Annotated in this window: 16 protein-coding genes; 10 read left to right on the plus strand and 6 right to left on the minus strand. The window is 70.7% G+C overall.

Annotation, left to right across the window (positions count from 1 at the left end; all coding sequences use genetic code 11):
* Nucleotides 1–64 precede the first annotated feature (64 nt).
* The gene (locus tag HUW46_RS20160) at nt 65–742 is read left to right on the plus strand and encodes an ABC transporter ATP-binding protein (protein ID WP_215549987.1); all 678 of its coding nucleotides are present in this window, start codon (nt 65–67) and stop codon (nt 740–742) included.
* Nucleotides 739–2,958, plus strand: a complete 2,220-nt coding sequence (locus tag HUW46_RS20165; protein ID WP_215548746.1) for an FtsX-like permease family protein — start codon at nt 739–741, stop codon at nt 2,956–2,958. Before HUW46_RS20160 ends, HUW46_RS20165 begins: the two co-directional genes overlap by 4 nt.
* 81 nt (nt 2,959–3,039) lie before the next feature.
* Here the strand turns inward: HUW46_RS20165 and trmB are convergent, their stop codons facing one another.
* The 4 genes from trmB to HUW46_RS20185 all read right to left on the minus strand — a co-directional run bounded on the left by trmB (nt 3,040) and on the right by HUW46_RS20185 (nt 6,419).
* The gene (gene trmB, locus HUW46_RS20170) at nt 3,040–3,711 is read right to left on the minus strand and encodes a tRNA (guanosine(46)-N7)-methyltransferase TrmB (RefSeq protein WP_215549988.1); all 672 of its coding nucleotides are present in this window, start codon (nt 3,709–3,711) and stop codon (nt 3,040–3,042) included.
* Between the two features lie 65 nt (nt 3,712–3,776).
* On the minus strand, nt 3,777–4,352 hold the full coding sequence (locus tag HUW46_RS20175; RefSeq protein ID WP_442860947.1) for a hypothetical protein: 576 nt from the start codon (nt 4,350–4,352) through the stop codon (nt 3,777–3,779).
* A gap of 337 nt (nt 4,353–4,689) precedes the next feature.
* Nucleotides 4,690–5,445 carry an ABC transporter permease gene (locus HUW46_RS20180; protein WP_215548747.1) on the minus strand — a complete coding sequence of 252 codons (756 nt, stop codon included), beginning with the start codon at nt 5,443–5,445 and terminating at the stop codon, nt 4,690–4,692.
* Nucleotides 5,446–5,474: 29 nt separating this feature from the next.
* Nucleotides 5,475–6,419 carry an ABC transporter ATP-binding protein gene (locus HUW46_RS20185; protein WP_215548748.1) on the minus strand — a complete coding sequence of 315 codons (945 nt, stop codon included), beginning with the start codon at nt 6,417–6,419 and terminating at the stop codon, nt 5,475–5,477.
* Nucleotides 6,420–6,752: 333 nt separating this feature from the next.
* Here HUW46_RS20185 and HUW46_RS20190 point away from each other — a divergent pair, with 333 nt between their 5' ends.
* Together HUW46_RS20190 and HUW46_RS20195 are read left to right on the plus strand one after the other, a co-directional pair.
* Nucleotides 6,753–7,337: a TetR/AcrR family transcriptional regulator gene (locus tag HUW46_RS20190; protein WP_215548749.1), complete on the plus strand. Its 585-nt coding sequence runs from the start codon at nt 6,753–6,755 to the stop codon at nt 7,335–7,337.
* 2 nt (nt 7,338–7,339) lie between these two features.
* Nucleotides 7,340–8,248, plus strand: a complete 909-nt coding sequence (locus HUW46_RS20195) for an SDR family oxidoreductase (protein WP_442860984.1) — start codon at nt 7,340–7,342, stop codon at nt 8,246–8,248.
* Here the strand turns inward: HUW46_RS20195 and HUW46_RS20200 are convergent.
* Complete coding sequence (locus tag HUW46_RS20200) at nt 8,245–8,901, minus strand: response regulator (RefSeq protein WP_215548751.1); 657 nt, start codon at nt 8,899–8,901, stop codon at nt 8,245–8,247. The genes HUW46_RS20195 and HUW46_RS20200 overlap by 4 nt on opposite strands.
* 32 nt (nt 8,902–8,933) lie before the next feature.
* The gene (locus tag HUW46_RS20205) at nt 8,934–10,100 is read right to left on the minus strand and encodes a sensor histidine kinase (protein WP_442860985.1); all 1,167 of its coding nucleotides are present in this window, start codon (nt 10,098–10,100) and stop codon (nt 8,934–8,936) included.
* 192 nt (nt 10,101–10,292) lie between these two features.
* Here HUW46_RS20205 and HUW46_RS20210 point away from each other — a divergent pair, with 192 nt between their 5' ends.
* From HUW46_RS20210 to HUW46_RS20235, 6 genes are all read left to right on the plus strand, one after another.
* Complete coding sequence (locus HUW46_RS20210; protein ID WP_215549991.1) at nt 10,293–11,852, plus strand: dynamin family protein; 1,560 nt, start codon at nt 10,293–10,295, stop codon at nt 11,850–11,852.
* Between the two features lie 52 nt (nt 11,853–11,904).
* Nucleotides 11,905–12,351 (plus strand): nucleotide exchange factor GrpE, encoded by a 447-nt coding sequence (locus tag HUW46_RS20215; RefSeq protein ID WP_215549992.1) that lies wholly within the window; start codon nt 11,905–11,907, stop codon nt 12,349–12,351.
* A 9-nt stretch (nt 12,352–12,360) separates the two neighbouring features.
* Nucleotides 12,361–14,199 carry a dynamin family protein gene (locus tag HUW46_RS20220; protein WP_215548752.1) on the plus strand — a complete coding sequence of 613 codons (1,839 nt, stop codon included), beginning with the start codon at nt 12,361–12,363 and terminating at the stop codon, nt 14,197–14,199.
* A gap of 3 nt (nt 14,200–14,202) precedes the next feature.
* Nucleotides 14,203–14,682: a hypothetical protein gene (locus HUW46_RS20225; RefSeq protein WP_215548753.1), complete on the plus strand. Its 480-nt coding sequence runs from the start codon at nt 14,203–14,205 to the stop codon at nt 14,680–14,682.
* Nucleotides 14,683–14,704: 22 nt separating this feature from the next.
* Nucleotides 14,705–15,220 carry a hypothetical protein gene (locus HUW46_RS48880; RefSeq protein WP_215550548.1) on the plus strand — a complete coding sequence of 172 codons (516 nt, stop codon included), beginning with the start codon at nt 14,705–14,707 and terminating at the stop codon, nt 15,218–15,220.
* A 92-nt stretch (nt 15,221–15,312) separates the two neighbouring features.
* The gene (locus HUW46_RS20235; protein WP_215548754.1) at nt 15,313–16,011 is read left to right on the plus strand and encodes a DUF6802 family protein; all 699 of its coding nucleotides are present in this window, start codon (nt 15,313–15,315) and stop codon (nt 16,009–16,011) included.
* Nucleotides 16,012–16,486 lie beyond the last annotated feature (475 nt).

Genomic DNA, 16,486 nt, shown 5'->3' on the forward strand with positions numbered 1-16,486 from the left:
CAAGAAGCCTTCAGCGAGGAGAAGTCCCGTGCACCCACAAGGTCCATTCCGGACTCCCGGCCCGATGCACCCGGTGCTTTCCGGGCGCGGACTGGTGAAGCGGTACGACACCCAGCACGCGCTCGCCGGTATCGACATCGACGTGGCCGCCGGTGACGCCATCGCGATCGTGGGCCCGTCCGGTTCCGGGAAGACGTCCCTGCTGCACGTGCTCGCCGGGATCCTGCGCGCCGACGCCGGGGAGATCCACCTCGGCGGGCAGCGCATCGACCAGCTCGGCGAGAAGAAGCGCAGCGAACTGCGCCGCACCGAGTTCGGGTTCGTCTTCCAGTCCGGGATGCTCGTCGCCGAGCTGACCGCGGAGGAGAACGTGGCGCTGCCGCTGCTGCTCGGGGGCGGAGGGCGCAAGGACGCCCTTTCCGCGTCGCGCGAGTGGCTCGCCAGGCTCGGCCTGCGCGGCAAGGAAGGCAGGCGGCCGGGCGAGCTGTCCGGCGGCGAGGCGCAGCGCGTCGCGATCGCCCGCGCGCTCACCCACCGGCCGAAGGTGATCTTCGCCGACGAGCCCACCGGCGCGCTCGACACCAGGACCGGCAAGGACACCATGGACGCGCTGCTCGTCGCCGCGAACGACAGCGGCGCCGCGGTGATCGTGGTGACCCACGACCGCGAACTCGCCGAGTCCATGCCGAGGACGGTGGCGATCCGCGACGGCCGCATCGCCCAGGCGGTGACCGCGGCATGACCGCGTTCAAGATCGCGTGGCGGGTGCTGCGGGTGGACCGGCGCACTCGCACCTCGGCGATCCTCACCGCGGCCGGTGTCGCCATCGCGACCGGGCTCGTGCTGCTGCTGGTGGCCCTGCCGTTCGCCACCCAGGTCAGGGCGCAGCGCGCGGAATGGCAGCAGGTCGCCCCCACCAGCTCGGCGCAGCCGTCGATGCTGATGGACCAGAGCTCGGACTATTCGAACGGGCAGAAGATCGTCCGCGTCGACGTCGCCGCGCTCGGCGACCCCGGGTCCGTCAAGCTGCCGCCGGGGGTGCCGCGGCTGCCCGGCCCCGGCGAGGTGATCGTCTCCCCGGAACTGGGCAAGAAGCTCCAGGCGCTGCCCCCGTCGCAGCTCGGCGACCGGTTCGGCAAACCGGTCGACGCGCTCGGCGACGATGCGCTGATGTTCCCGGAACAGCTCGTCGCGCTCGTCGGGCACACCCCGGAACAGATGTCCGCCAACGCGAACCCGGTACCGGGCTTCAGCGACCGGCACGCCCAGCCGGACGCCCTGCTGCAACTGCTCGCCGGTGTCGGCGTGGTCGTGCTGCTGGTGCCGAGCCTGGTGCTGGTCGCCTCGTCGGCGAGGCTGACCGCCGCCCGCCGCGAACGACGGCTCGCCGCGCTCCGGCTCGCGGGCGGCACCCCCGGCCAGGTGGCCGGGATGGTCGCCGCGGAAACCGCGCTGAGTTCGGCGGCCGGGGCGCTGGCCGGGCTCGCGGTCAGCCCGGCGCTGCACGGGCTCGCCACGTTCGTGCCGTGGGACGGGGGTACCTGGCAGGCGACCGACTTCACCCTGCCGCCGGTGCTGACCGCGGTGATCGTGGTGGCGATCCCGGCGCTCGTGGTGCTGGCCGGGGTGCTCGGCCTTCGCCGCGTGCTGCGGACGCCGCTCGGGGCGGTTTCCTCGCACACGCCGAAGAAACCGCACTGGTGGCGGCTGCTGGCGCTGCCGGTGGCTGGCGCGTTCTTCGCCTTCGCGATCTCCAAGGCCGGTCCGAGTTCGGGGCCGATGATGGTGCTGTTCGGGCTCGCGTTGGTGGTCGGCTCGGCCGCGGTGATCGGGCCGTGGGTGACCGCGGCGGTGGGCGGCACGTTCGTCCGCTCGTGGCGGCGGCCCGCGGGCCTGCTCGCCGGGCGACGCCTCCGTGACGACCCGAAGGGCGCGTACCGGGCCTCCGCGGGGGTGGTGCTGGCGGTGTTCGCCGGGTCGATGGCGCTGACGCTCATGCCGAGCCTCGAATCCCTCGCGGGCGGCGGCCGCTCGTTCCAGGATTCCGTGCTCTACGTCGAAACCGACGCCGAGCACGCGGCGCAGATCGCGGAACAGGCGAACACCGGGCTCGCCCGCTACGGCCAGGGGGCGCGTGCGGTCGGGGTTCCCAGCGTCACGCTCAACACCCCGAACGGCGGAGCGGAGTCCGCGCTCGTGCTCTCCTGCACGGACGCGCAGTCGCTCACGCGGTTCAAGCTCGGCGCCTGCGACCGCGGCCCCACTGTCTACAGTGGATACTCCGTCGACGCGGGCGCGCTGCGGATCGCGAACGCCAGCAACGAAAAGGGGCTGCCGCTGACCGCGGGGACCCACGCCGCGGTGCTGCCGAACCAGGACAAGAACCTGACCGGATCGGCCGTGGTGGACCCGAGCGCGGTGCCGGCCGGGTTCCAGCCGGAGCGCGTGACGGTCGCGGTGCCCACCACGCCGGAGAACCGCGAGGTGGTGCGGACCGCGCTGAGCGGCGCGGCCGCGGGCGCCCAGGTGCAGAGCAGGGAACTCAAGCTCGACGGCCAGCAGAACCAGCTCGGCGATCTGCGCCGGGTGACCGTGATCGGGCTGATCGCGGCCGGGCTGCTCGCGGGGGCGAGCGCGGCGGTCGCCACGGCCGGGTCGGTGATGGACCGCCGCCGCACGTTCGGGGCGCTGATGGCGGCGGGGACACCGGTCAAGGTGCTGTCACGGGCGCTGCGGATGGAGGCCGCGCTGCCCGCGATGGTCGCCACCGTCGGCGCGGGGGTGGTCGGCGTGCTGGTCGGGCTCGGGCTGTTCAGCATGGTCGACGACCGGTCGATCGTGCTCAGCCCCTGGCTGGCGGCGCCGATCGTGCTCGGGATCGGGGTCGCCGTGCTGGCGGCGTCGGTGTGCACGCCCGCCTTGAAACGGGTGCAGGCGGAGCCGCTCGCCGACGAGTGAGGAACGCGGGGGCGCGTTCCGAACAAGAAAAGAAACCGGGGTCGTCCTTTCGTCGGGGGAAGGACGACCCCGGTTTTTCTTTCACACTCGCTCGAAGATCAGGTCCCTGCTGACGCGGCCTTCCACCTCGGCGCGGTTTTCGAACTTCGTCACCGGGCGCCATTCGGGCCGCGGCGCCCAGGTCTCGTACCGGTTTTCGAGGGTGGGTTCCGCGGTGCACACCTCGAGCATCTGGTCCGCGTACTCGGCCCAGTCCGTAGCCAGGTGCAGCGTGGCGCCCGGCGTCAGCCGCGACGCGAGCAGCGCGATGAACGCGGGCTGCACGAGCCGCCGCTTGTGGTGCTTCTTCTTCGGCCACGGATCGGGGAAGAAGATCCGCGCGCCGTCGAGCGAACCGGGCGCGATGTGATTGGTGAGCAGGACGACCGCGTCCCCGTTGAGCATGCGGAGGTTCGTCACCCCGAGCTTTTCGGCCCGCAGCATCAGCTGCCCGAGCCCCGGTTCGTAGACCTCGACCGCGACGTAGTTCAGCTCCGGCGCGTCGGCGGCGAGCCGCGACGTGGTTTCGCCCATCCCGGAGCCGATTTCCAGCAGCACCGGCGCTTCGCGGCCGAACCAGGCGGCGAAGTCGATCGGCCCCTCGGGCAGTTCGGCGACCTTCTTGCCCAGCGCTGGCCAGTGCTCGTCCCACGCGCGCTGCTGCCCGACGGTCATCCGGCCGCCGCGTTGCACGTAACTGACCACGCTGCGCATGCGCGGCTGCCGCTCGCTCTGCAAGGTGCTCCACTCCTGCTCGCGCCATGTTCGGACGTAGCAGGTTAACGCACCGCTTCGAACTCCCCGAGCCGCGCGCGGAGTCCGGCCAGCCCGGCGACGGCGATCGGCGCGGGGGTGGTGCCGCTGTGCGCGGGCAGCACGTCGATCCAGCCGGCGTGCCGGTCGGTGTTGAGCACCGTGGTCGGGATGGCGTGGCCAGCGGCGCCGCGTTCGGACGGCATGAACTCCCAGTACCCGGATTCGCCGTCGGCCGCCCACGGCACGTACTCCCAGCCGGGCCGCCTGCCCAGTAGCTGGCCGATCCGGTCTTCGACGCGGAAGCCGTCTTCGCGGGAGCCGAGGCCGCCTGCCGCGAGCGCGCGCAGCCACCACGGCGAGGGCACCGGGTCGGAGCCGCCGCTGACCGCGCGGAACAGCGCCATCACGTGATCTTCGGGTGCGCGGTGCACCCACGCGCGCCGGATCTCGGCGGGCTTGGTCGCCGAGGCCGCGATCCTCGGCAGTTCGATGGCCTGGGACCACTCCAGGCCCGCCAGTGGTTCGAGGCGCGGCGCGGAGCCGCGGGCGGCGGGAATGGTCGCGGGGCCGGGACCGTCTGCACCTTGACCGGTGTCCACCGTCAAGGGTCACCTCCGTCGGAGCTGCTTGCCGGGTTGCTATCCATAGCACCTGGTCAACGACGGTCTGTCCGCTCCTCGTGAGGGACGCCACAGCGTCTTAACGTGGTCTTAACCCGTCGCCGTGCGGTAGTGGGCGTCCCGTTATGTCGTGTTGATCTCGCTGTTTGTTACTCACAGGCGAAAACTTCCCGTCGGAACCGGTCAGGGCATGACGAAGGACCCGGGTCGCCCCCCGACTCGGCGACCCGGGCCCTTCCTCTCCCCTTGCTCCGGTTGCCGCCGCGTCCCCCGACTCGGCCGTCGACCGGTTTTCCCTGTGGTTGGTCTGGTTCGGTTACGCGTCGCGCTTGTTGGTGACGGTGATCGCGATCGCGAGCATCACGAGGGCGAAGGCGGCGAAGTAGGCCAGCGCCCACCAGGTGCCGAGCGTCGAGGTCGACAGCGGCGGACCTTCCATCGCGCCGCCCCGCGTCGCGCCGCTCCCGGTGAGGAACTTGTTGGCCACGTTGAACGGAAGCCACTTGTAGATGTCGTCGCCGACGTTCGGGATGAGGCGGACCAGGTTCTCCACCGCGAGCCCGTAGATCATCAGCAGCGCGATGGCACCGGCGCTGTGCCGGATCAGCAGCCCGACCGCGATCGCGATGACGGCGGCGAGGGCGTAGACCAGCCCGACCCCGGTCACGTTGATCCAGTCGGCGGAGCTGTTCAGCGCGAGGTCGGCGGACGGCTTCAGCACGTTCGCGATGCCCCACGAGCCGAACGCCGAGAGCTCGCCGATCACCAGCGCGAGCACCGCGACCACGGTGGTCTTGGCGAGCAGCGCGGCGGTGCGGTTGGGGATGGCCTGGAAGGTGGTCCGCATGGTGCCGAAGCGGTATTCGGTGGTCACCGACAGCGCGGCGAGCACCATGATCACCGGCAGTCCGAACTGGTAGCCGAACTGCGTGGTGGCCACCGAGTTGGGGCCGTCCGAGGCGCCGGTGATCAGCGCGGCGAAGCCGACGGTCACCGCGAGGGTCAGCAGCGCGCACCACCACGGCGACCGGGTCGTGAACAGCTTGATGCGTTCGGTTGCGAGCAGAGTCATGGGTTTCGTCCCGAATCCTCGAAAAGTGGCTAGTTGGCGGCGGTCTCGAGCACGTGCTGCGCCTCGTTTTCGAGGCCGGTGTGGTACTCCACGGAATCGCCGGTGATCTGCATGAAGGCCTGTTCGAGCGAACCGGTCTGCGGCGCCAGCTCGTGCAGCACGATGCCGTTGGCGGCGGCTAGCTCGCCGATCTTCTCACTGTCCATTCCGGACACGATGATGGCGTCGTCCTCGCCTGGCGTGAGGTGGGCGCTCGCCTGCTCCAGCGCGCCGCGCAGCTGGGCCAGCTGCGGGCTCCGCACCTTGACGGTGTTCTCCGACGCACGCGCCACGAAGTCCTTTGTGGAGCTTTGCGAGATGAGCTGGCCCTTGCCGATCACGACGAGCTGGCTCGCGGTGAGCGCCATCTCGGAGAGCAGGTGGCTCGACACGAACACCGTGCGCCCCTCGTCGGCGAGGCGGTGCATGAACTTCCTGATCCAGAGGATGCCCTCCGGGTCGAGCCCGTTGACCGGCTCGTCGAACAGCAGCACCTCCGGGTCGCCGAGCAGCGCGGCCGCGATCCCGAGCCGCTGCGACATGCCGAGCGAGAAACCGCCCGCGCGCTTGCCCGCGACGCTGGTCAGCCCGACGGTTTCGAGCACCTCGTCGACGCGGCTCGACGGCAGCCGGTTGGACCGCGCCATCCAGGCGAGGTGTGCTCGCGCGGACCGGTTGGGGTGCACCCACTTCGCGTCGAGGAGCGCGCCGACGGTGCGCAGCGGGTCCTTCAGCTCGTGGTACGGCTTGCCGCCGATCGTCACCCGGCCCGCGCTGGGGTTGTCGAGGCCGAGCACCATCCGCATGGTGGTGGACTTCCCCGCCCCGTTCGGCCCGAGGAAGCCGGTCACCCGGCCGGACTCGACGGAGAACGAAAGGTTGTTCACCGCCAGCGTCTTGCCGTAGCGCTTGGTGAGGCCGGTCGCCTCGATCATGACTCCTCCTGGCTGTACTGCCGTGGACGCTGTGCTGCCCGTGGTCGCTCGGTGCCGTGCTGACGCACCGTGGCGGGGAATTCCCTGCCCGTTTTCCCGGTTTGGTGCGTTCGTGCTGGTGGTGCCGCCAACCCCCGCTGGTGGCAGTACCCATCTTGGCCAGCCGGGCCGCCACTCCGCGTCATACCGAGGGCCGAACTTCTCACCCGACTTGAGTAGTAGCTTCCCGGGCCCGGCCGCGCGGCGCGATCGGTGATGACCCTGAGCCCACCCTGAATCGTCCCTCCGGGGTTGCGCTTGCGGTCATTAATGAACGATGGTTCAATAACTGGTGTGGCGAGACCGAGGGCGATCACCGATCAGCGGTTGCTCGACGCCGCGGTCGCGGTCACCGGCCGGATCGGTCCGGGGTTCACGCTCGCGCAGGTGGCCGCGGAGGCCGGGGTCGCGGTTGGCACCGTGTCGAACCGGTTCGGGTCGAAGCTGGGCCTGCTGAAGGCGTTGAGCCGCGGCACCACCGAACGCGTGGTCGCGATGATGCGGGACAAAGCGGAGCGGGCGGCGGATCCGGTGACGGGGCTGCGCGCGGCCGCGGTGTGCGTGTTCTCGTGGCTCGGCGACGCGGAAGAGGCCGCGAACCACCTCGGCCAGCTCGGCGTCGACATCGGGGAGCCGGAGCTGCGGGAACTGCTCGGCGAGCACTTCTCCGCGGTCGAGGGCGAGCTGCTGCGGCAACTGCGCACGGCCGAGCTGCCCGGCGCGCCGTCGCCGGAACGCGCGGCGCGGGTGCTGGTCGCGGTGGTCAACGGGATCTCGTTCGACTGGTCCATCCGGCCGTCGGGCGCGCTGACCGATCGGCTGACCGAAGACATCGACGCGGTGCTGGATGGCTGGCGCCGCGAAAGGAGTGGGAGATGACGCTGGCGGGAAAGATCGCGGTCGTCACCGGGGCGACCAGGGGCTGCGGCAGGGCGATCGCGGTGGAACTGGGGCGCGCGGGCGCGACCGTGTACGTCACCGGCCGCACCACGCGGACGGCGGCGTCGCCGATGAACCGCGCCGAAACCATCGAAGACACCGCGGACCTGGTGGACGCGGCGGGCGGCACGGGCATCGCGGTCCGGTGCGACTTCACCTCGGTGTCCGATGTGGACGCTCTGCGCGCGAAGATCGAAGCCGAGGCAGGCCAGATCGACGTCCTCGTCGACGACGTGTGGGGCGGCGATCCGCTCGTCGATTTCGACTCCAGGTACTGGAAGTCGGATTTGGACAGTGCGCTGCTGTTGGTGCACAACGCGCTGGACACCCACCTCATCGCGCTGCACCGCCTGCTCCCGCTCGTCGTGAAGCGGGAGGGCGGTCTCGTGCTCGAAGTGACCGACGGCGACAACGACGACTACGTCGGTGCCGGAATCCCTTACTACTTGGCGAAATGCGGCGTGCGCGCGATCGGCAGGGCGCTCGGCGCCGAGCTGGTCGAGGAGAACTGCACCGGCCTCGCCGTCACCCCGGGGTTCCTCCGCTCCGAGATGATGCTCGAACACTTCGGCGTCACGGAGGAAACCTGGCGCGACGCCGTCGGCACGAGCGCTCCGGTCGACTTCGCGATCTCGGAGACCCCGACCTACCTTGGCCGCGGCGTGGCCGCACTCGCCGCGGACGAGAAGGTGTCGCGTTTCGCGGGCAAAACGCTCGCGTCGTGGACGCTCATGCACGAATACGGCTTCACCGACGTCGACGGCTCGAAGCCCGACTTCGGCCGCTGGATGGCCGAAGTCCGCAACGCGGGATTGGACCCGGAGACGGCAGACACCGCGAAGTTCCGCTAACCGGCGCCTGGCCTCGCGAGGCCGGTTTCGTAGGCGAGCACCACGGCCTGCACCCGGTCTCGCAGGTCCAGTTTGGACAGGATGCGGCCGACGTGCGTCTTCACCGTCGCCTCGGACAGGAACAGCATTCCCGCGATCTCGATGTTCGACAGGCCCTTCGCGATCAGCACCAGCACTTCGCGCTCGCGGTCGGTCAGCGCGTCGAGCACGGCGGCGTCCCGCAGCGGCTGGTTGCCGGCGCCGATGAACCGGTCGAGGAGCCTTCGCGTCACCGACGGCGACACGACCGCCTCGCCGCTGGCGACCGCCCGCAGCGCCGACACCAGGTGATCGGGCGGGGTGTCCTTCAACAGGAACCCGCTCGCCCCGTTCTGCAGCGCCGCGTACACGTACTCGTCGAGGTCGAACGTCGTCATCACCAGCACGCGCGCGGACCCGGCGTCGACGATCTGCTTCGTCGCCTCCACCCCGTCCAGCACCGGCATGCGCACGTCCATCAGCACCACGTCCGGCCGCAGGTCGGCGGCCAGCCGGATCGCCTCCGCGCCGTCACCCGCCTCGCCGACCACCTCGATGTCGGCCTGCGCGCCGAGCACCATGCGCAGCCCGCCGCGCATCAGCTCCTGGTCGTCGACCACCACCACCGAGATCAAGCCAACCTCCGCCGGAATCAGGGAACCCCGCGTCACTGTGCCACCTCCACCGGGATGCTCGCGCGCACGCGCCACCCGCCCGTGTCGCCGGGGCCCACTTCGAGATCGCCGCCGAACACGTGCGCGCGCTCCCGCATGCCGATCAGGCCGTTGCCGCCCGGCAGCGCCCCGCGCGAGGGCACCAGCGAACTCGACGTCCTCCCCGCCCCGTCGTCGTCCACCTCGACGAGCACCCGGCCCCCTTCGCGCCGCACCCGCACCTCCGCCGTCGCGCCCCGCCCGGCGTGCTTGAGCGTGTTCGTCAGCGATTCCTGCACGATCCGGTAGATCCCGAGCGACACGCCCGTCGGCAGGTCGCCGAGGCTCGGCGGCAGGTCCACGCGCACCGGCACCCCCGCGGACCGCACGCGCTCGGCGAGCTCCGCCAGCGCGTCCACCCCCGGTTGGGGCACCCGCGGCTCACCGGCCGAGGTTTCGCTGCGCAGCACGTCCAGCAGCCTGCGCAGCTCGGCGAGCGCGCCCCTGCCGGTCTTCGAGATCGTCTGCACCGCGCGTTCCGCCAGCGCCGGGTTCGTCTCGATCGCGTAGGACGCGCCGTCGGCCTGCACCACCATCACGCTCACCGCGTGCGCGACCACGTCGTGCAGTTCGCGCGCGATCCGGCTGCGCTCCTCGGCCACCGCGATCCTGGCCGCCTGGTCCCGTTCGGTCTCCAGCAGGTGCAGCCGCGCTTCGACCTCGTTGTGGTAGGCGCGCCTGGCGCCGACGAACTCGCCGAGCACCCAGCACAGCGCCAGGCTGAGCAGCAGCACGACGACGGTCGGGCCGACGTCGTCGCGGTTGGTGAACGGCAGCTGCGCGGCGTTGACCACGACGAGCACGCCGAAGTAGTAGGCCGCCTGCCGCCTGCCGACGTAGACCAGCACCGTGTACAGCGCGATCGCCGGGCCGCAGAGCGAGCCGATGCCCAGGTTGAGCACGCTGTGCGCGATCGCGACCGCGGCGATGAGGTAAGCCACCGTGAGCGGGTACTTACGCCGGAACACGATCGGCGCGACCATCGCGATGTCGACGGGCACGACCGCCCCCGCGGGGCCGAGCGGGTCCGCCTCCCTGAGCGAGAGGACGAACAAGGCGACGTCGATCAGCCCGATGACCGCGGCGACCAGGCTGTCACCCGCCATCGGGTGCGCTCGCATCCACAGACTCAGCCGCCGCACCCCAGCGACGTTAGTTCGTCCGCGCCCGGTACGCGTCGTCCTGGAGTAGCGCGGCATGTGCGACTCCAGGACGAGCGGCATGGCACGATTCAGGCGGGGAGAACGCACGGCGCTCGAGGGAGGCACGGACGCGTGACCGCGGAACAGGGACATCTCGCCGGGCCGCTGTCGATGTCGGTGGCGAACCTGTGCCGTCGCCTCCAGCCGCAGGTGTCCGCGCGCACCGCGGCCGGGTTCGGCGAGGTCATGCGCCGCCTCGGCGCCCCGCTGCAGGTCGCGGTCGCCGGCCGGATCAAGTCGGGCAAGTCCACACTGGTCAACGCGCTGATCGGGCGCAGGGTGGCGCCGACCGACGTCGGCGAGTGCACCCGGCTGGTGACCCGGTTCCAGTACGGCACGGTCGACCGGATCGAGATCGTGTTCACCGACGGCCGCAAGCAGGTGCTGCCGTTCGCCCCGGACGGCATGATCCCGGCCGAGCTCGGCGTCGACATCGCCGAGGTGTCGCACGTCGAGGCGTACCTCACCAACGCCGTGCTGCAGGGCATGACCGTGATCGACACCCCCGGCCTCGGCTCGCTCGACGCGGCGTCGGTCTCCCGCACCGAGGAACTGCTCGGCGCCGCCAAGCACCGCAAGTCCGGCGAAGAGGACGAGGACGAAGACGAAGACGCCGACAGCGAACTGGACGACACGTCCCGCAGCGCCGTCGCGGGCGCGGAGGCCGTGCTCTACGTCGTCACGCAGGGCGTCCGCGCCGACGACCAGCAGGCGCTCGCCGCGTTCACCGCGGCCACCGCGAGCAGGGAAGCGGGCCCGGTCAACGCGATCGCGGTGCTGAACAAGGCGGACACGATCGCGCCCGAGTCCGTCGTGGACTCCGGCGGCGACGTGTGGAAGGCCGCGACCCTGCTGGCCGAAAAGCAGGCCGCGACGCTCAAGCCGAGGGTCGCGGACGTGCTGCCGGTGATCGGGCTGATCGCCGAATCCGCCGAATCGGGCGGGTTCACCTCCGCCGACGCCGAGGCGCTGCGCCAGCTGTCCGAACTGGACGACGACATCCTCGAAACGATGCTGATCTCGGCGGACATCTTCACCAGCTGGGAGTGCGACGTGCCGTCGGGCACCCGACTCCGGCTGCTGGAACGGCTCGACCTCTACGGCATCCGGCGCGCGATCGACGCGATCAGGGCGGAACCCGAGATCACCGCGGGCTCGCTGCGCAGGCTCCTGCTCGACGCGTGCGGTCTCGCCGCGGTGCGCGCGCGGCTCAGCGTGGTGTTCGCCGCGCGCGCGGACGGCATCAAGGCGGCCGCCGCGCTCGCCTCGGTGACCGCGCTGGCGCACGCCTCCGGCGATCCCGGTGACAGGCAGCGCGTGCACGACGCGATCGAGGTGCTGCTCGCCAAGCCGGAGGCGCACCAGCTCCGCCTGCTCGAAGCGCTGACCCTGGTCGCCTCCGGCGCCGTCGACATGCCGGAGGACCTTTCCGAAGAGGTGCTCCGCGTCGGCAGCAACGCCGATATCGGGGCCCAGCTCGGCAAGCCGGGCGCGCCGAGGCAGGAGCTGGTCACGTACTCGCTCGAACGCGCGGGCTGGTGGCGCTCGTTCGCGTCGTTCGGCGCGACCCCGGCGCAGAGCCGGGTGGCGCACGTCGTGCACAGGGCGTATTTCCTCATCTGGCAGCAACTTCGCGACACGGCGGGTGGCGCCGCGGCGACAGGGGGATGACGTGGCTTCGTGGTTCCGGCCTGGCGACGGCGAGCGCCGCGCCGCCGAGGCGGTGGTGACGGCCCCCGTCACCGATGCCGTCGAGGACGAGGTGCCGACCGGTCAGATCCCGGTGCCCGCCGATCCGGCGACGGAGGGAACCGATGGCACCGAGGCCGCGTCGGAGCCCGATGTGGAAGCCGTACCCGTGGCCCCTGCCGAACTCGAGCAGGCGCTCGCCGATCGCCAGTCGCTGATCCAGCTGTGCCTGTACGCGCTCGACCGTGCCCGCAGTGGCGGTGTCGTCGAGCGCATCGAGCACGGGCTCGCCGGCGTGGGGGTGACCGCGGTGAGACCGGACGGTGAGCGGTTCGATCCCGCGCGTCACGAAGCGGGCGGCGCGGTCGTCACCGACGACGCCGCGCTCGACGGGCTGGTCGCGGAGACCGAGGTCGTCGGGTTCACCGATCGGGAGCACCTTCTGCGCGCGCCCATCGTGACCGTCTACACGAAACGCTAGTCTCGCCGGGTGAGCGCACCGTCGATCGGCCTCAGCCTGCCCGCACAGGTCAAGCAGGCACGTGAGGCTCTGCTGTCCACGCTCCGCGAGGTCGATCCGCAGGCCGCGAAATGGGTGTCGGCCCAGCGCGACGCCAGGGGCCGCAAACCGTCGGTCGTGGTGGTCGGCGAGACCAACCGGGGCAAGAGTTCGCTGGTGAACGCGATGCTCGCGACGCCGGGGCTGTCCCCCGTCGATGCCGATGTCGCCACCGCGACCTACCTCGCGTTCGACCACGCCGAGCAGTGGCAGGCGCAGGCCTGCTACCCGGGCCAGCTCGCACCGGTGCCGATCCCGCTCGACGAGCTGGTGCGCTGGGTGTCGGCCTCGCACGAGCTGCCCGAAGGCCAGATCCCGCCGCGCTACGTCGAAGTGACCGGCCCGGTCCCCCTGCTCGAACGGGTGTCCATTGTGGACACGCCGGGGGTCGGCGGGCTGGATTCGATGCACGGCGAGCTCGCGATGGAGGCGGCCGCGAACGCCACCGCGCTGCTGTTCGTCGTCGACGCGTCGTCGCCGTTCACCTCCAGCGAGCTGCAGTTCCTGCGCAACATGGGCGAACGCGTCGAGACGGTGCTGTTCGCGCTCACCAAGACCGACCAGTTCCGCGGCTGGCGCCAGGTGCTCGAAGCCGATCAGGAACTGCTCGCCGAGCACGCGCCCCGGTTCGCGGGCGCGGTCTTCCACCCGGTGTCGGCCCGCATGTTCGAAATGGCGTCGAAGGCGCCGAACGAGCAGGCCGCGGGAATGCTGCGAGAACGCTCCGGGGTGATCGGACTCCAAGCCGCGGTGCAGGAACTGGTGGTGGGCCGGTCGGTGATGCTCGGCGAGGCGAACACGCTGCGCGCGCTGTCCAGCGCGTTCGGCGAGCAGACGGCGAAGTTTCAAGCGGAGCGGCGTGCGCTTTCGGCGGGCGAGGCGGAGGCCGAATCGCTGCGCGAGCGCCGTGATCAGCTCGCCGCGGAGCGCCGGTCGTCGACCAGGGGCTGGCAGTTGAAGCTGCGCGGCGAGGTCCAGCGCACCCGGGTCGAGATCGGGCACGAGGCGTCGCGGCAGATGCGGGACGCGCAGGCGCACTTCCGCCAGCAGATCGACGCCGCGAAGCGCGAACAGCTCGCGGAGTTGCCGCAGCAGGTCGACATCGCGTTGCAGACCGTGTCGCAGCGGGTGTCCGCCCAGCTCGCGGAACGGCTGAACCGGGTCACCAACGTCGCATTGGCCGAGCTGTTCTCGGCCGAGGAGCTGGACGTGATCCGCGCGCAGTTCGCGCGGGGCGACGGCCCGCCGGTGGTGCTGCGCCCGCCGGACAAGCGGCCGCCGACGGCGGAGGACAAGCTGCTGGTGTTCATGGGCATCTCCGGTGGCGTCGGCGCGGGCAAGATCGCCGCGCTGCCGCTCGCCGGGGTCGCGATCCTGAACCCGGTGGTGCTGCCCGCGACCATCGTGATCGGGCTCGGCGCGGGCTGGTGGATGGCGCGCACCCGCAAGCACGCCGCCGACAAGCAGCACATGAAGCAGTGGCTCGTCGAGTCCATCGCGGACGCCAGGTCCACTTTGGACCAGCTCGTCGCCGAGCAGCTGATCGAGGCGGAGCAACAGCTCTCGCTGGCGCTCGACGACGCGCTCGCCCGCCGCATCGAAGCGATCGAGGGCGAGCTCAAGGAAGTCGACAAGACGATCAAGATGGACGCGCAGGAGCGCGCGAAGAAGCTGACCGTGGTGGTCAAGCGGTTGAAGGACGTTTCCGAGGCCAGGGACCGGGCCGAAGCGTTCCTCGCGAAGATCCGCACGGTGCGCGATCAGGGGTGACACATGAGCTATCCACCACCGCAGCAGCAGCCCTACGGGTACGGGCCGCGGTATCCGCAGCCGAGGAAGTCGAAGACGGGGTTGATCGTCGGGCTGGCGATCGGCGGCGTGGTGCTCGTCGGTGGCGGTGTCACCGCGGCGGTCCTGCTCACCGCGGGGTCCGAACCGCCGGATCCGCTCCCGGTGGCGCAGCAGTTCTCCGACGGGGTGACGAAGCGCGACCCGAACCTGGTCGCCTCCGTGCTGTGCGATCCGCCGTCGCAGAGCGAGGTCGGCCAGTGGGTCCGGTCGTGGAACGAAGACGGCATCGTGGCGGGCGCCGTGGAGCTGCATTCGAAGCGGGACGAGTCGGCGGGTGTGCTGGTGAACGTCAGCCAGCGCGCGGGCACGGCGCGGGATCGCAAGTACATGTTGACGCTGGTCTGGAAGGAAGACCGGTGGTGCCACGACGGCATGCTGAGCGCCACCGGTCTGCCGACCTGACCGGCCGGACTGGGGAGCGCGCGTGAACTATCCGCAGCAGGGCCCGTACGGGCACGGCTATCCGCAGCAGCAGCCGTACGGCTACGGGCCTCCGGGTTATGGGCCGAGGAAGTCGAAGACGGGGTTGATCGTCGGGCTGGCGATCGGCGGCGTGGTGCTCGTCGGTGGCGGTGTCACCGCGGCGATCCTGCTCACCGCCGAGTCGGATCCGACCGATCCGGTCCCGGTCGGGCAGGCCTATGCCGACGCCTTCAACAAGCGCGACGTGGACACCATGGCGTCGTTGCAGTGCAAACCGGACCCGACCGAGGACCGGCAGAAGTGGTTCAACCAGATGAACCAGGACAACGTGCGCATCGGCGAGGTCAAGAAGTTCAACGGTTCCGGCGATTTCGCGAGCATCGAAATGCAGGTCACGCAGCAGACCTCCGGCGGCGAGTACGCCGGCGGCCCGCCGTACCAGAAGATCCTCACGCTGAAGTGGAAGGAGGATCGCTGGTGCCACGACGAGTCGATGAACATGTACGGCCTGCCCTGAGCGCGCACCCGGTTGTGCCTCGGAACCGAACCGGCCTACGGTGAGTCTGAGCTGTTGAGAACAGACAGTCGGTGAGAAAAGAGGGGATCCCCGTGTGGGTCGACGACACTGGCGGCGGCGCGGACACCACTGACGGCCAGCCGGAAGGCGAGATGGCCATCTCGGTCGACGGGCACGAGTACGCCGGCGAGGTGAACTACGACGCCAACCACGACGGCGTCGACGACACCGTCCGCATCGAGAACGCCGACGGCACGATGACCGGCTACGTCGACACCGACCACGACGGTCACGCCGACATGTACCTGCACACCGACGCCCAGGGCAACATCGTCGACCGCGCGACGTTCGACGCGGCCTCCGGTTCGTGGGTCGACGCCGGCGGCGGGCACGACACGGGCGGCGGCAACTCGGATGCCGGATCGCACGGGCAGATGACGGCCGACATGCCCAACGGCGAGATCGCGGTCGGCCCGGCCACGCAGGACACCGACCACGACGGCACCAACGACACCGCGATCCTCACCGACGAGCAAGGCAACACCCGCATGTTCACCGACACCGACGGTGACGGCAAGGCCGATATCCAGGTGGTCGTCGACCAGCAGGGGCACTCCACCACCTACCACCACACCGGCCCCGGCCAGTGGACCGAGGACTCGGGCTCCGGTAACGGCGTCGCCCAGTCCGTCCCGGCCGACAGCGACCAGGCGTGGGGCGGCGGCCAGGAACCCGTCGAAGGGGTCGCGCGGATCGACTCGGTGACCGGCCAGTGGATCAGCCAGAACTGACCTGACATTCCGGACGAACCCGGTGCGGCCCACGCCGCGCCGGGTTTTTTCGCGCCACCCGACAGCCCCCCCGAGCGAAACCCACCTTGGTCATCCCCCACCCGATCCCGGGGGGCGTCCCCAGCCCAGTTTACCGGGGGTCGGGGGTGGATGGGGCCGGGAAGGCGAGTTGTCCACAGGGTGCCGGTAGGTGTGGACAACGGGTTTCGGCACGCGTGCCCGTACCTGAACAACTGGTGTCGCGGGCACGCTCCGCAGCGGGGCGCCGAGGTGGCCGCAAAGCTCGCAGGTGTTGCGAATCGGTACCAGCCGGACAGCGGGCACAGCCCCGTTCAGGGCGCTGACCTCGGGCTTGATCCGCCTTCTGGGTGACCTGCGCCATGGCCGGAAACAGGAAAGTCTTTCTCTCTGGCCCGATTCAGCCGGATCTGAATCGATTCCCTTATCGTTCTTGTGAGAGAACCGACAGGCCAGC

Origin of the sequence: Amycolatopsis sp. CA-230715, from assembly GCF_018736145.1 — a bacterium.
GTDB lineage: Bacteria > Actinomycetota > Actinomycetes > Mycobacteriales > Pseudonocardiaceae > Amycolatopsis.

Excerpts from the sequence above, each read along its gene's own strand:
- HUW46_RS20160 (WP_215549987.1), top strand. The coding sequence starts at position 65 with ATGCACCCGGTGCTTTCCGGGCGCGGACTGGTGAAGCGGTACGACACC.
- HUW46_RS20165 (WP_215548746.1), top strand. The coding sequence starts at position 739 with ATGACCGCGTTCAAGATCGCGTGGCGGGTGCTGCGGGTGGACCGGCGC.
- trmB (WP_215549988.1), bottom strand. The coding sequence starts at position 3,711 with ATGCGCAGCGTGGTCAGTTACGTGCAACGCGGCGGCCGGATGACCGTC.
- HUW46_RS20180 (WP_215548747.1), bottom strand. The coding sequence starts at position 5,445 with ATGACTCTGCTCGCAACCGAACGCATCAAGCTGTTCACGACCCGGTCG.
- HUW46_RS20185 (WP_215548748.1), bottom strand. The coding sequence starts at position 6,419 with ATGATCGAGGCGACCGGCCTCACCAAGCGCTACGGCAAGACGCTGGCG.
- HUW46_RS20205 (WP_442860985.1), bottom strand. The coding sequence starts at position 10,100 with ATGCGAGCGCACCCGATGGCGGGTGACAGCCTGGTCGCCGCGGTCATC.
- HUW46_RS20210 (WP_215549991.1), top strand. The coding sequence starts at position 10,293 with ATGTCGGTGGCGAACCTGTGCCGTCGCCTCCAGCCGCAGGTGTCCGCG.
- HUW46_RS20225 (WP_215548753.1), top strand. The coding sequence starts at position 14,203 with ATGAGCTATCCACCACCGCAGCAGCAGCCCTACGGGTACGGGCCGCGG.